General features: G+C 66.5%; 6 protein-coding genes. 3 read left to right on the forward strand and 3 right to left on the reverse strand.

Annotation, left to right across the window (positions count from 1 at the left end; translation table 11 throughout):
• The first annotated feature begins 93 nt into the window (after positions 1 to 93).
• Positions 94 to 1,980 carry a gamma-glutamyltransferase gene (gene ggt / locus NMQ11_RS16385; RefSeq protein ID WP_255171427.1) on the forward strand — a complete coding sequence of 629 codons (1,887 nt, stop codon included), beginning with the start codon at positions 94 to 96 and terminating at the stop codon, positions 1,978 to 1,980.
• A 61-nt stretch (positions 1,981 to 2,041) separates the two neighbouring features.
• A complete protein-coding gene (locus NMQ11_RS16390; RefSeq protein WP_255171428.1) occupies positions 2,042 to 2,812 on the forward strand; it encodes a sugar phosphate isomerase/epimerase family protein in 771 nt (256 codons plus the stop codon).
• A 25-nt stretch (positions 2,813 to 2,837) separates the two neighbouring features.
• Here the strand turns inward: NMQ11_RS16390 and NMQ11_RS16395 are convergent, their stop codons facing one another.
• The 3 genes from NMQ11_RS16395 to NMQ11_RS16405 form a co-directional block, all read right to left on the reverse strand.
• Entirely contained in the window at positions 2,838 to 6,530 is a 3,693-nt protein-coding gene (locus NMQ11_RS16395; RefSeq protein ID WP_255171429.1) for a heparinase II/III domain-containing protein, read from the reverse strand.
• 156 nt (positions 6,531 to 6,686) lie between these two features.
• Positions 6,687 to 10,316: a heparinase II/III domain-containing protein gene (locus NMQ11_RS16400; RefSeq protein WP_255171430.1), complete on the reverse strand. Its 3,630-nt coding sequence runs from the start codon at positions 10,314 to 10,316 to the stop codon at positions 6,687 to 6,689.
• 224 nt (positions 10,317 to 10,540) lie between these two features.
• The gene (locus tag NMQ11_RS16405; protein WP_255171431.1) at positions 10,541 to 12,307 is read right to left on the reverse strand and encodes a family 20 glycosylhydrolase; all 1,767 of its coding nucleotides are present in this window, start codon (positions 12,305 to 12,307) and stop codon (positions 10,541 to 10,543) included.
• Positions 12,308 to 12,437: 130 nt separating this feature from the next.
• Here NMQ11_RS16405 and NMQ11_RS16410 point away from each other — a divergent pair, with 130 nt between their 5' ends.
• Complete coding sequence (locus NMQ11_RS16410) at positions 12,438 to 13,376, forward strand: metallophosphoesterase family protein (protein ID WP_255171432.1); 939 nt, start codon at positions 12,438 to 12,440, stop codon at positions 13,374 to 13,376.
• Position 13,377: the final 1 nt, after the last annotated feature.

Below are 13,377 nucleotides of genomic sequence, written 5' to 3' on the forward strand. Positions count from 1 at the left end.
GCGCACTGCCAGCAGGGGTATCTACACCCTCGGAACGTAGTTTTTGGAAATCACCGATAGATTTACTACCTGTTGGTGGGAGATGGTGTCTGTATGTCAGACAGTCACAAGAAGGGGAGTGAATCGCGAGGCGACTCGAGTCCGTCGAGCGACGCGAGCGGCCCCGCCCGCCGCGACTTCATGAAAGGAACGGCGGCAGCGTTCGCGGTTGCAGGAACCGGCCTCGTACCGATGCAAGCGGCCGCGAGCGAGGACGGCGGCTGGGAGGCAGAGACGATCCGCGCCGACGACGGGATCGTCGCCGCGTCCCAGCCGGTCGCGGCGGAGGTCGGCGCGGAGGTGCTCGATGCGGGCGGGAACGCGTTCGACGCCGCTGCGGCGGTTCAGCTTGCGCTGACGGTCGTCGACCCGTACGGTTCGGGCCTCGGCGGCAGCGGGATGATGGTCGGCTACTCCGCCGCCGACGAGCGGACCTACACCCTGAACAGCCAGGTCCGCGCGCCGATCGACGCCTCGGTCGATATCAGGTACGACGAGGACGGCAACCTCAAACCATCCAACGACCGCCGCTTCGGCGGTATCGCGGTCGGAACCCCGGGTACCCTCAGGGGTCTCGACGTGATGGTGAAGAACTGGGGAACGATGGATCTCTCGGAACTGGCGGGCCGCCCCGCCGAGATCGCCGAAGACGGGTTCGAGGTCGACGAACGACTCGCGAGCGTCGTCGCGGGGGTCGCCTGGCGGTTCAACGACGCCGCCGAGGAGATCTGGGGGACCGACGGCGATCCCGTACAGGCGGGAGAAACCGTCGTCCAGGAGGATCTCGGGAGGACGCTCCGTCTAATCGAGGACGACGGGATCAGACCGTTCTACCGCGGCGAGATCGCCGAGGCGATCGTCGAAACCGTTCGCGACGCCGGCGGCGTGATGCGGATGGCCGACCTCCAGTCGTACCGACCGACGCTCGACAGACCGACGCAGATACGATACGACAACCCCCACCCCACGATCGCGAACAACGAACCGATCGACGTCGTCTCCGCGCCGGCGCCGATCGAGGGCGGCTACATCGTTCCGGGGATGCTGAAACTCCTCGACGAACTCGACGTCTCCGACGTCGACTCGCTGTCGGCCGAACGGTTCAACCTCACCTGGCAGGCTCGAGCGGCGATGGAAAATCCCGTGATCACGACCGCCGCCGATCCCGAGTTCGTCGACGTGCCGTCGTCGGGCATCCTCGACGACGACTTCCTCGACACCCGACGGGACCTGATGACCCCCGGCGAACGAAATCCGGACCTCCTGGACGAGGAGAGCGACCCGTGGGCCTACCAGGCAGGCGAGCCGTGGACGACCGACCCGCCGGTCGGGATCGACGACGAGGACGTCCCGGACGAACACGAACCACCGGAGCAGGACACGACGCACTTCACCGTCGCCGACGGCGACGGCAACGTCGTCTCGTTCACCGGCACGCTCTCCTCCGGTTTCGGCACCGGAGCGATCGTTCCGGAGTACGGCTTCTTCCTCAATAACTCGGTGGCCCAGCTCGCGAACAGCGGCCCGACCCAGATCGGACCGCTCCGTCGGTACACCACCACCGTCGCACCGACGCTCGTGCTCCGGGGCGGGAAGCCGTTGTTCACCTGCGGCTCTCCAGGTGGGATCGTCATCTCCCAGGCCGTCGCGGACGTGCTGGTAAACGTCCTCGAGTACGGCATGACCCTCAAGGAGGCGGTCGAACACCCGCGGATGTACGTCTTCACCGGTCAGTGGGAGCCGGGGACCCCCGAGGAGACGATCGACGGCCTCGAGGACCTCGGCTACGAGATGAACGCCTCGCCGGGCGGCGGCGTCGGCGACACGCAGATGATCGCCGTCGACCAGGAACGAGGTGAACTCGTCGGCGTCTACGACCCCAGACGCGGCGGCGGCGTCAGCGGCGTCGGCACCGATCGCAAGCGGGCGCCGCGGCGCTAACCGCGGACGAACCTTCCGAGCGCAACTGTTTTACCGTCCGAGTCACGTGCAGTTACCAGCCATGAAATTCGGGTTGTGTACGCTCTCGCGGACCGAGTCGCCGGTCGAATCCGTCGTCCGGACGGCGGGGGACGTCGGCTACGACGGCGTCGAAATCTGGGGCAAAGATCACGTGGACAGCGGCGACGAGGGCGTCTGCCGGTCGATCCGCGACGCAGCGCAGACTCACGACCTCGAGATCCCGGTGTACGGCTCCTACGCTCGAGCCGGCAGCGCCGAGTTCGGCGACGAGATTGCCGACGAGGTTGCGATCGCGGATCGGCTGGACGCGGACCTGATCCGCCTCTGGGCGGGGAGTCAGGAGTACGGCGATCACGACGACGCCCACTGGGAGGCGGTCGTCGAGGATCTGGAGACGGCCGCCGAGCTCGCCGCCGACCGCGGGCTCGCCGTCACCGTCGAGAAACACGCGAACACGCTGACGAACGACACCGAGGGCGCCGAGAGGCTGATCGAGGCCGTTTCTCACCCCGCCTGTCTGCTCAACTGGCAGCCCGTCTTCGGGATGCCCGCCGACGAGGTCGTCGCCGACGCCGAGCGGCTGGTCGGTCTGTCGAACAACGTCCACATCCAGGCCGTTCCCGATCCCGAGTCGAGCCCGAGCGACCGCTGCCTGCTCGAGGACGCCTACTTCGACGTCGAAGCGATCCTCGAGGTCTTCGCCGCGGACGGGTTCGACGGGTTCGTCAACGTCGAGTTCGTCACCGACGACGTGGCGTACGAGGAGGCGATCGAGGCGGATCTCGAGTACCTCCGCTCGCTGGCAGTCTGAAAGAGGGGAAACGAAGTCGCGGAGGTTACTCGTCGCGCGACCAGGTCTCTGCGACCGGGATCACCACGCCGTCGTTCTCGCCGACGATGTACTCGTAGCCGCCGTCCTCGAGTTCGTCGGGGTCGGTGAACGCCTTGATGAACGTCCGGTCGCCGACGTCGACGGTCACGCGGTTGCCGCCGGCGGACTCGATCGCCTCGACCGGGTAGGCGCCGTTGCGGGCGTGCGTGTCGGGCTGGTCGAACGGCTCGTCCACGTCGACGAAGACGAAGTCCGCCGTCACCGACGGCTCGTCGCCGATGGCCGCGGCGTCGTCGTGGTGGCCCTCGAGAGAGACCTCGAGTTCGTTCTCGTGGGCCATCTCGCGGGTGAAGTCGTTGATGGTTCCCGTGAACCGGCCGTAGGGACGCTGAATGAGGGGGCGCCCACCGACGGGCTGGAGCAGCCGGCCGTCCTGAACGTAGGCGAACTCGGGCTCGCCGCCCTCGACGGAGTACGCTCCGAGGAAGCCGCGGAAGCGGAACGTTTCGTCGACGGTGACGACGTCCTCCTCGCGGGAGTAGACCACGTAGTCGGTCCGTCCCGTCGCGAGGTCGACTTTGACCGCTCGCGCGTCAGCCGGCTCGCCGTTCTCGTCCACGACGTCGACCGTTTCGATCGCCTCGATGGCGCGGTCGCCCTCGTAGTGTTCGATCACGGACGTGAACGTACTCTCTACGTCCTCGCCCTGACGATGGATCATCGCGTACCGCAGCGATTCGGGCTGGCCGCCGTGTTGCGGCGGTTCCCCGTCGGCCAGCGCCACCTCGTCGAACTCGCCGAAGGTCGTCAGCCGCATGTGGACCTCCTCGGCGTTATCGTCGCGGTGGCCCCAGTGGTCCTCGACGTCCCAGTCGATCGCGACCTTCTCGTCGGGGTCGTCGCCGCGCTCGACGTTCGCGAGGTAGTTGAAGCCGCTGCCGACCTCGTGGTTGTACGGGTGGTCCTCACCGTGGCCCGGCATCGGAATATCCTCGCCCGCGTACGTTCCCTCCTCTTGAGAGGCGAGGTCGACGCCCTCGGCGGTCGCCTCGCCGACCTGGCCGTGGAAGCTGAAGTGGTGGTCGTCGCCGCCGAGCACGCGGAAGAAGTCCACCGCGTAGGAGTGTTCTTCGTCGACCTCTACCATCGCCAGCGTCCGCCGGTACTCCTCGGTCTGGGGGTAGACCTGCGGCGCTTCGACGTCGATCAGGTTCACCCGCTCGCTCGAGCCGTCGAAGTGATGCGGGTAGCCGACCCACTGGTCGCGCTGTTCTGACTCGTCGACGACCACGGTGTTGTGGCTCACCGTGTTCATCGTCCAGTAGTCGGCCTTCGGCCAGTCGCCGCCGGTCTGCTCGATGTAACCCAGGTCTGGCGAGAGCTCGAGTTCGTGGGCGGCGACGCCGATATTCAGCGCGTCGCTGTGGTTGTGGAACGCGCCGCCAGCGTTCGAGCCGTTGCGCCCGTAGTACAACCAGAACGCTCGCTTGGCGTTGCCGAGCTCCGCCTCGTCTCGGGCCTCCCGGGCCTCCTCGTCGAGCAGCGTGAGCGAGTAGAGCGCCATGAGGTAGTTGTCGGAGTCGTCGTTCTTCCCGATACACTCGAAGCGCATCGTGTTCGTCCCCGCCTGGAGGTCGTGGGAGTACGTCAGCGTGCTCTCGCCGCTGCCGTCGGCCATGAAGTCGATCGTGTCGACGTACTCGTCGTTGATCGTGAGCTCGTAGATGCCGTAGGTGCCGACGAACAGCGCCTCGATATCGAGGTCGTACTCGCCGCCCTCCTCTATGTCGAACTCGAAGGTCCACCACTCGCCGGGCTCGTAGGCCTGCAGCTGGATCGCGCGGTCGAAGCTGTCGTTGACCTCCGTCGAGGCCTCCGCGAACAGGTTCGAGGTGTCGAGGACGATACCCAGCGACCGGGCGTCGTAGTTGACGCCGTCGCGCAGCGCGGCGAAGCCGTAGCCCGCGAGGTTCTGGCTCGGCAGGTCGAGCGGTCCCTCGGCGTCGATAACTTCCTGGATGTCCGTCGCGAGCCCCTCGGGATCCTCGTCGAAGGCGTCGCCGCGGATGCCCACCGTCGAGTAGCCGTTCAGGTAGTGCCACGTCTGGGCGTAGATGGGGTCGCCGAGCGTCGTGAACCCGCCCTCGATCGCGCTCCCCGAGACGTAGTTATCGTTCGGGTGGGAGTTGCCGATCTCCGGCATGTGCTGGTCGAGCAGGAGCAGCGGCAGGTTCTGGGTCAACGTTCGACGGAACTTCGGGTGGTCGTAGAGGTCGGCGCCGTCGAACCCGTCGTACCCCTGGAGGTAATCCGCCGTCTCGAGGTAGGAGTTGTTCCGGATCCGGTTGTACATCGGCGACGCCCGGTTGTTGTAGCCGTCGCGGTCGACGACGTCGACCAGCGGCGCGAGGATGTTTCCGCCCGTGGTGATCCAGTTCCAGGGCTCCTCGTCCCACTGGTCGCCGACGAACAGCTCCTCGCCGGGCTGGAAGATCCACTCGAGGGCCTCCTGGGTGTAGCCGTCGGCCTCGTCGAGCGCGCGGGCGGCCTGCGTGACGACGCTGTAGCCGCCGCTCTCGAGGACAACCTCGGAGTTCTCCGCGGCGGGGAGGATCTCCCGGTGGATGCCGTCCTCGATGTTCTTTCGGATCTCCTCGATCGAGCTCTTGCTCTCGAGGCCGGGATACTCGTCGGTCTTGGCCTCAAGGAACTCGACGAGTTCGTCGTCGCCCTCCATTCCCGGGAAGAAGGCGTCGTAGGCCCTGACGATCGGCCGCATCAGGTTCGACTCCCAGGTCGCGCCCTTGACCTTCCCGGTCATCCGCCCGCCGGTGCTGTTCCAGAAGCCGTCCAGGGTGTACACCGAGCTATCCATCTCGGGGTAGACGTCCGCGATGCGGTCGAGCAGCACCGAACCGGCCCGCGAGTAACGCCGGTCGCCCGTGTAGAGGTAGGCGTCCGTCAGCGCCTGGACGATGTTGAGGATGCCGCCGGGCCGCCAGACGTGCCAGTGGTTGTAGTAGGCCACGGGGTAGAGCCGCTCGCCGGCGCCTACGATGTCGCCGTCCTCGTCGAGCCAGCCGTAGCCGTCGTCGACGCCCCAGCTTTCGCCCTTCTCGGGGTACTCCTCGTTGACCAGCAGGGAGTCGTCCGCCAGTTCGGGGTTGAACAGGCCCCGGTCGTCGAGCCCGCTCTCGCGGTAGGCCGCGAAGTCGTTCGTCGGGAAGACGTACTCCTCGCCGTCTGTACCACGTACGAAGAGCTTCCAGGGCCGGTCGGTCCCCGGGTCTCCGATACCGGTATACACGTTCGCCCGGCGGGTCCCGCTCTCGCCGCTTCGGGGGAGCTGTTGGCCGGTGACCATACTCCAGAGGTCGTCCAGGCTGTACTCGTCGAGGTAGCCGTCCGCGCTCGAGACGGCGCTGTCGCGTGCCGACGCCGCCCAGTCGTACCGTTCGACGTTAGCGAGCGCGTTTGCCCGCATCTCCTCGGTCCAGATCGTCGGTCGTGTCTTCGCGTTGAGTGGGTCCGAGTCGTCTGCGCCGACCGCACTGCTGGCCGGGAGCATCCCGGCGAGCAGTCCGGCACCGGTCGTCGTCAGTACCGACCGCCGCGACACGTCGAGGTTCGTCGCTTGATCGGAGTTCGAACCGCTCCGTCCCTTGCTATCGCTTTCGATCGGATCGTCGCTTGCCATCAATTCGCATGAGACTTCCACTCACGAAATAGCTTCCGGCTATGGCCACTATCATCGCTCGTGAGAGAAAGATCGGATCGCAGAACCTCGAGGAGGGTTGACGGGCCCCGCTGCGGTTCCGAACAAAGGAACTGCCGGTGACGAGCGACAGTACCCTTATCTCCCGTCCCACGCCGCCGACAGCGGGATGCGGATGTCGTCATCCTCGGAGATCATGTACTCGTAGCCGCCGTCCTCGAGTTGGTCGGGGTCGGTGAACTGGCGGACGAACGTCTGGCGTCCGACGCCGACGGTGTACCGGTTGCCGTGCCCGGACTCGATGTCCTCGATTTCGTAGACGCCGTTGCCGCGGCCGCGCTGGCCACTCGCAGCCAGTTTCTCCTTGGGGTCAGCGTCGTCGCGCCACGGGTTAGAGTCGTCGTTGTCGACGTAGACGAACCCGGTGTGGCGCTCGAGGTCGCTGCGTCCGCGCATGAGCTGAACGTCGAGTTCGTTCTCGAGGCTCATGCCGCGAGTGAAGTCCTCGACGACGCCGCCGACGAAGCCCTGGGACTCCTCGACGAGTGGCTCCTCTTCGTCAGTGGGGGCCAGCAGCGTGCCGTCGTGGACGTAGGCGTACTCGGAGTCGCCGCCCTCGACGCAGTAGACCCCGAAGAAGCCCTCGAACTCGAACGTATCGTCGACGACGACCTCGTCCTTTTCGAACGAGCAGACGACGTAGTCCGTGCGGCCGGTCGTCAGTTCGACCTTGAGCGCGCGGCCCTCGCCGCCGGCGACCTCGACCTCCTCGACGTCCTCGACGACGCGCTCGCCGTCGTAGTGCTCGATGAGCGAGAGGAACTCGCTCTCTACGTCCTCGCCCTCGCGGTTGAACAGCGCGTAGTCGAGGGAGTCCGGATTGCCGTCGCGGTCGGGCGGGTGGCCGTCGGCCAGCGCCACTTCGTCGAACTCGCCGAACGTGGTGAGCCGGAGGTGGACGCCCTCCGCGTTATCGTCGCGGTGGCCGTAGTGGTCGATCACGTCCCAGTCGACGGTCACTTTCGAGCCGGGGGAGTCGTCGCGGGCGACGTTCGTGAGGTAGTTGAAGCCGCTGCCGTTCTCCTGGTTGTACTCCGTGTCCTCGCCGTAATCGGGCTTGGGAACGTCCTCACCGGCGTAGGTGCCGCCGTCCTGGGGAACGAGGTCGACGCCCTCTGCAGACGCCTCGCCGGCCTGCCCGTGGAAGCTAAACACGTGGTCGTCGCCGCCGGCGACTCGGAAGAGGTCCACGCCGTAGGAGTGGGCCTCGTCAACCTCGATCATCGCCGTCGTCCGGCGGTACTCTTCACACTGGTCGTAGGCGCGGAACGCGTCGACATCGATCAGGTTCACCCGCTCGTCCTCGCCGTCGAAGTGCCGCGGGATGCCGACCCAGTGGCTGTCTTGCTCCGACTCGTCGACGGTCACCGTGTTGTGGCTGATCGTGTTCTCCGTCCAGTTGAGTCGCTTGGGGTGGCTACCGGTTTCTTCCGGATAGCCGAGGTCGGGCGCGAGTTCGAGGTCGTGAGCTGCGACACCGATGTTGAGTGCGTCCTTGTGGTTGTGGGAGTGAGTTCCGTTTCGGCCGTAGTACATCCAGATAGCGCGCTTTGCGTTGCCGAGGGCTGCCTGCTCGTCGTCCTGATCTTCCTCGTCGAGAACGGCGATCTCGTACAGCGCCATCAGATAATTGTCGGAGTCGTCGTTCTTGCCGACACACTCCAGGTACATCTCGTTGGTTCCCTCGAGGAGGTCGAGGTCGTACGAGATGGTGTCGCGATCGTCGGCGTCGGCCATGAAGTCGATCGTGTCGACGAGTTCGTCGTTGACGTACAGCTCGTAGATTCCGTAGGTGGTCGGACCGAACAGGGCATCGATCTCGAACTCGTACTCGCCGCCCTCCGCGAGGTCGAACTCGAAACGCCACCACTCGCCCACGTCATTGGCCTGTAGCTGGATCGCCTCGGGGAAGCTGTCGTTGACCTCGACCGATGCCTCGACGAAGATCTCCGAGGTGTCGAACGCGCCAGCGCGAATCTGCAGGCCGTAGTTGTTTCCGTCTTTGAGGGCTGCAAAACCGTATCCTGGGAGATTTCGGCTGGGGAGGTCGAGAGGGCCTTCGGCCTGGATGATCGCATCGATTTCCTCGGAGAGTCCTTCGGGATCCTCGTCGAAGATCGACCCCTGGATGCCGTCCGTGGAATACCCCTGGTCGAAGTGCCACACCTGGGCGAACAGGGACTCTCCGATCACCTCGAACCCTTTCTGAATGCTGGTCGAGTTCCACTCAGAGGTGTACGGTCCGTGCTGGTTTCCGATCTGCGGGGTAAACCGGTCGATTACGAGCAACGGCACGTTCACGTCCAGCGACTGCTGGAGCTTCGGGTGCTGGTAGAGATCCGCGCCGTCGAACCCGTCGTACCCCTGGAGGTAGTCGGCGACCTCGCGGGTGCCGCTTAGCTGGATAGTGTTGTATCCCGGTCCCGCTCTGTTGTTGTACCCGTCTCGATCCCAGACGTCGACCATCGGAACGAGGAGGCCTCCGCCAGTGGCGTTCCAGTTCTCGGGTTCTTCGTCCCAGACGTCGCCGTCGAAGATGTGCTCGCCGGGCTGGAACACCCACTCGATCGCCTCTTTGGAGTAACCATCGGGCTCGTCGAGGACGCGGGCGGCCTGGACGAGGGCGCTATTCCCGCCGCTGTCCATGTTGATGTTCTTCATCGCCGGAAGGATCTCCCGAAGGATGTTGTCCTCGATGTTCTTTCGAATCTTCTCGACGGAGTCCTTCTCCTCGAGTCCCGGGAACTCGTCGGTCTTGGCCTCGAGGAACTCGACGAGTTCGTCGTCGCCCTCCATCGCCGGGAAGAAGGCGTCGTACGCCTGGATGATCGGCCGCAGGGCGTTCGACTCCCAGTAGGCGCCGACGACCTTTCCGGTCTGCATGCCGCCGTGGCTGTTCCAGAAGCCGTGGAGCGTCTCGGTGTACACCGTCATGTCCATCTCGGGGTAGACGTCGGCGATTCGGTCGAGCATGACCGTGCCTGCCCGCGCGTACTCCTGGTCGCCCGTCAGCAGATACGCGTCGGTCAACTCCGTCAGCACGCGCGAAATGCCGCCACCGTGGTGCCACACCGCCCAGTGGTTGTAGTGGGCGACGAAGTTCCAGCGAGTTCCCTCTCCGGCACCGAGGACGTTCTCCTCGTCGTACCAGCCCCAGCCGTCGTCGACGCCCCAGCCCTCGCCGAGTTCGGGATGCTCCTCGTTAACGAGCAGGTCGTCGTCGGCGAGGTCGGGATCGAACATCCCGCGGTCGTCCAGCCCGCTCTGGCGGTACGCCTCGAAGTCGTTCGTCGGCACCGTGATGGTCCCCTCTCCTTCGGGGTTGTCGACGCCGGTGTCCGTCTTCCACATCTGACCGTCTCTCTCCCCATCTTGAGAGATGAACCGCGTTGGTCCGGGCCCGGCGCCGCGGGGGATTTTCTGGGAGGTCACCACTCGCCAGAGGCTCTCGAGGTCGGGGGTGTCCGCGTCCGAGCCGAACCGTCCCTGCCAGTCCTCGAGCCGGGACTCGACCCTCGAGATGGCGCTGTCTCGCTGGTCTTCCGCCCAGTCGTACTGCTCGACGTTGTTTCGAGCGTTTTCACGGTCTTCCTCGGTCCAGATCGTCGGTCGGGTCTTCGCGTTGAGCGCGTCGGACTCCTGGGCTCCGGCCGTCCCCGCCGTCGACAGGAGTCCGCCGAGGATTCCCGCCCCGGTCGTCGCCAACATCGATCGTCGCGAGAGGTCGAAGCGTCCCGTCGAATCGACGACAGAACACAATCGGTCATGAGTCCACTCACCGCTGCTATCGCTCCGCTCGTTGCGTGCCATCGCCGTGCAAGAGAAACTCTGGCACGAAGTATGTATCGGTTATCATCAGTTACAACGTTCCATGAACGAACGATAGCGGCAGAAACGCTAGAGGATGAGCGGTGGCTCGGGGTTGCCGCTGCTCAGGGGCGGTCGATCACGCCTCGCCCCTCCCGATCCGCGACCTCGATAAGCCACTCGAGCACGTCCGCGTATGCGTCCGCGGTCTCGGCGTAGACGGCCTCGCCCTCGTCGCGGAGCCCGGTGAGCGTCTCGAGGGTCTCCTCGTACCCCGCCCGCGCGGCCGCCGGGGTTCGGTCGCCAAGCGAGGCGTTGGCGTGCGCCCACGGCTCCTTGCCCGATCGGCGCCAGTTCGTCGGGACGATCAGTCCGCCGAGATCTCGATAAATGTCGAATCCGTCCGGAACGAACGGCCCCAGCGCGTGACGGGTCACCGCCTGTGAGAACGCCGGGCGGTCGTGGGGCTCGGGATTCCAGAGCCGGTCGGCGAAGACGGGAATCGCCGAGGGGAGCGCCCGCTCGAAGTAGGCGTGGCGCTCCTCGCTCGAGGGTTCCCACGCGAGCAGTTCCCCGCCCCGGACCTGCGAGGCGCGTTCCTCGGGGACTGTCGGCCGACGCCGCGGCGCCCAGCCGAGCATGTACTCCTCGGAGATCCAGCCTCTCACATAGGCCGCGTGGACGTAGGAGTTGAGCACGTCGAACCCCTCCTCGAGGAAGCGCTCCATACTCACGCCCTCGACGGGTCCCCGGCCCGGAGCCGCGACGCGCCAGAACTGGATCAGGATGTCGCGGGGGAGGTCGGGCGACTCCGAAATGTCGATCTGGTCGTTCCACATGATCGTCCGCCGGTCGCGGTCTGCGAGGAACCCGTGGAGGTGACGGACGAACGCGTAGAAGTGCTCCCGAACCGTCTCGGAGCCCTCCTCGGCCATCTTCCGCCGGCAGTCGACGCACTCGTCCCAGGAGTGGCCGTGCATCTCCCATTCGTCGCCCCCGACGTGGACGTACTCGAAGGGGAACAGCTCGAGCACCTCGGCGTACAGCGTCTCGACGAACTCGTAGGTTTCCGGGCGGCCGATGCAGATCGTTCTGTCGGCCGGCTCGCCGTCCTCGACGGTGCAGCGCAGTTCGGGATAGGTCTCGAGGACGTGCGTGGCGTGGGCCGGCACGTCGACCTCGGGGAGTACCCGGATCCCGCGGCGGTTCGCGTACGCGACGATCTCCTCCACGTCGGCCGGCGAGTACGCCGGCCGCTCGGTGCCGTCGGCGTCCCGGTTCAGCTCGGGGTAGGCTTCGGACTCGAGGGCGTACCCCTCGTCGTCGAGTACGTGGAGGTGGAGCCGGTTGTACTTCGCGCGGGCGGCCTGGTCGATCCGTCGTTTGACGTCCTCGACCGGCAGGTGGCCGCGCGCGGGGTCGAGCATGAACCCGCGCCACTCGGTCTCCGGCCAGTCGTGGATCTCACAGGCGGGAAGCGACCAGCGCGCGCCGTCCCCGCCTCTGCCGTCGGCGGTGACACCGTCCGCAGAGAGCGCGGTCACGAGCGTCTGACAGCCGTTCCGGAGGCCGTCTCCCGTCTTCGCGGTGATCGTGACGCCGGCGCTCCTCGCCTCGTCCCCGACGCCGGCCTCGAGGACGTACCCCTCCGGGTCGTCGAACCGATCCGAGGGGGTGGACTCGAGGCGCAGCCGGACGTCCGGCCGCTCGCCGGCGCTCGCGCGGGTGACCGTCTCGTTCGTCTCGCGCTCGAGGAGTTCCTCGAGGAGCGAGGCGACCGCCGCCGTCTCCTCGCTCGAGTCGATCGCGAGTGGGGTTTCGAAGCGAACGCGCTCGTCGTGGGTTTCGACGCGCCGGGGTCGCGGAACGACGCGCAAGTCTCTCGCTGCCATGTACTACTCGCTCGCAGACGGGCAACCGTCTTAGTCGTTGTCACCACTGCAAGCCCGTCGGCGGGTCCGCTCGATCCCCGCGACCGTCGCTCGGTTTTTTGCTCCGTCGCTCCAGAACTGCGCACACCCCATGACAGAAACAGGTCCCGTTCTGGGACGCCTCGAGGAACCGACGACGGAGCAACCGACGCGTCTGGCGTTGCTCTCGGACCTCCACCTCGCCGTCGAGATGGAGGGGTCGTGGCGCGTCTCCCACCGAACCGAGAGCCGCCTCGAGGCGGCCGTCGACTCGCTGAACCGCCGGGAACTGGACGGCGTCGTGTTCGTCGGCGACCTCGTCCAGAGCGGCACGCGCGCCCAGTACCAGGCGTTCGACCGGCTCGTAGACGGGCTGGACCACCCCTTCTTCGCGGTGCCGGGAAACCACGACCTCGTCGAGTTCGGCTCGGGCGAGAAGCTCGCGCTGTCGGCGTTCGAACGTCGGTACACGCCCGGCCGGCTCCCTTACCACGAGCGGATCGGCGGCGTCGACCTGCTGGCGCTCAACAGCAACGCGTCGACGCGGGACTCTGTCGCGGAGACGTATACGGGCCGCCTCTCGCCCGACTCCCTCGCGTGGCTCGAGGGAAAACTCGAGACGGTCGACGTGCCGCTCGTCGCGGTCCACCACAACCTCTCGGGGACGCGGTCGCTGCTGTTCGACTGGGGCGAGCGGCTCCCCGTCGAGCCGGGGTCGCCCCCGTTCGAGAACGACGGGGAGCTCCTCGACGTCCTCGAGCGCACCGGCTCTCCGCTCGTCGTGACCGGCCACGTCCACTTCCCGGCGATCGTCCGCACGCGAGGCGTCCGCGAGTTCACGCTGCCGTCGCTCGGCCCCTATCCGGGGGCGTACACGGTGCTCGAGGTCGACGAACGGGGGACGACGGCGACGCTACAGCCGATCCTCGACCGCGAGGAGCGCCTCGAGGCGCTCGTCAGCGGGCTCGAGCACAGCCGCGTACTGATCGCGGCGGCACAGCTCGCCGGATTGCCGCTGGTCGACGAGTTTGCGGCCGACCCGCGGCCCTGAC

This window comes from Natrononativus amylolyticus, from assembly GCF_024362525.1.
Classification (GTDB): domain Archaea; phylum Halobacteriota; class Halobacteria; order Halobacteriales; family Natrialbaceae; genus Natrononativus; species Natrononativus amylolyticus.

What these genes read in the sequence shown, in the direction of transcription:
- NMQ11_RS16410 (WP_255171432.1), top strand. Translation starts at nt 12,438, where the DNA reads ATGACAGAAACAGGTCCCGTTCTGGGACGCCTCGAGGAACCGACGACG.
- NMQ11_RS16395 (WP_255171429.1), bottom strand. Translation starts at nt 6,530, where the DNA reads ATGGCAAGCGACGATCCGATCGAAAGCGATAGCAAGGGACGGAGCGGT.
- NMQ11_RS16405 (WP_255171431.1), bottom strand. Translation starts at nt 12,307, where the DNA reads ATGGCAGCGAGAGACTTGCGCGTCGTTCCGCGACCCCGGCGCGTCGAA.
- ggt (WP_255171427.1), top strand. Translation starts at nt 94, where the DNA reads ATGTCAGACAGTCACAAGAAGGGGAGTGAATCGCGAGGCGACTCGAGT.
- NMQ11_RS16390 (WP_255171428.1), top strand. Translation starts at nt 2,042, where the DNA reads ATGAAATTCGGGTTGTGTACGCTCTCGCGGACCGAGTCGCCGGTCGAA.
- NMQ11_RS16400 (WP_255171430.1), bottom strand. Translation starts at nt 10,316, where the DNA reads ATGTTGGCGACGACCGGGGCGGGAATCCTCGGCGGACTCCTGTCGACG.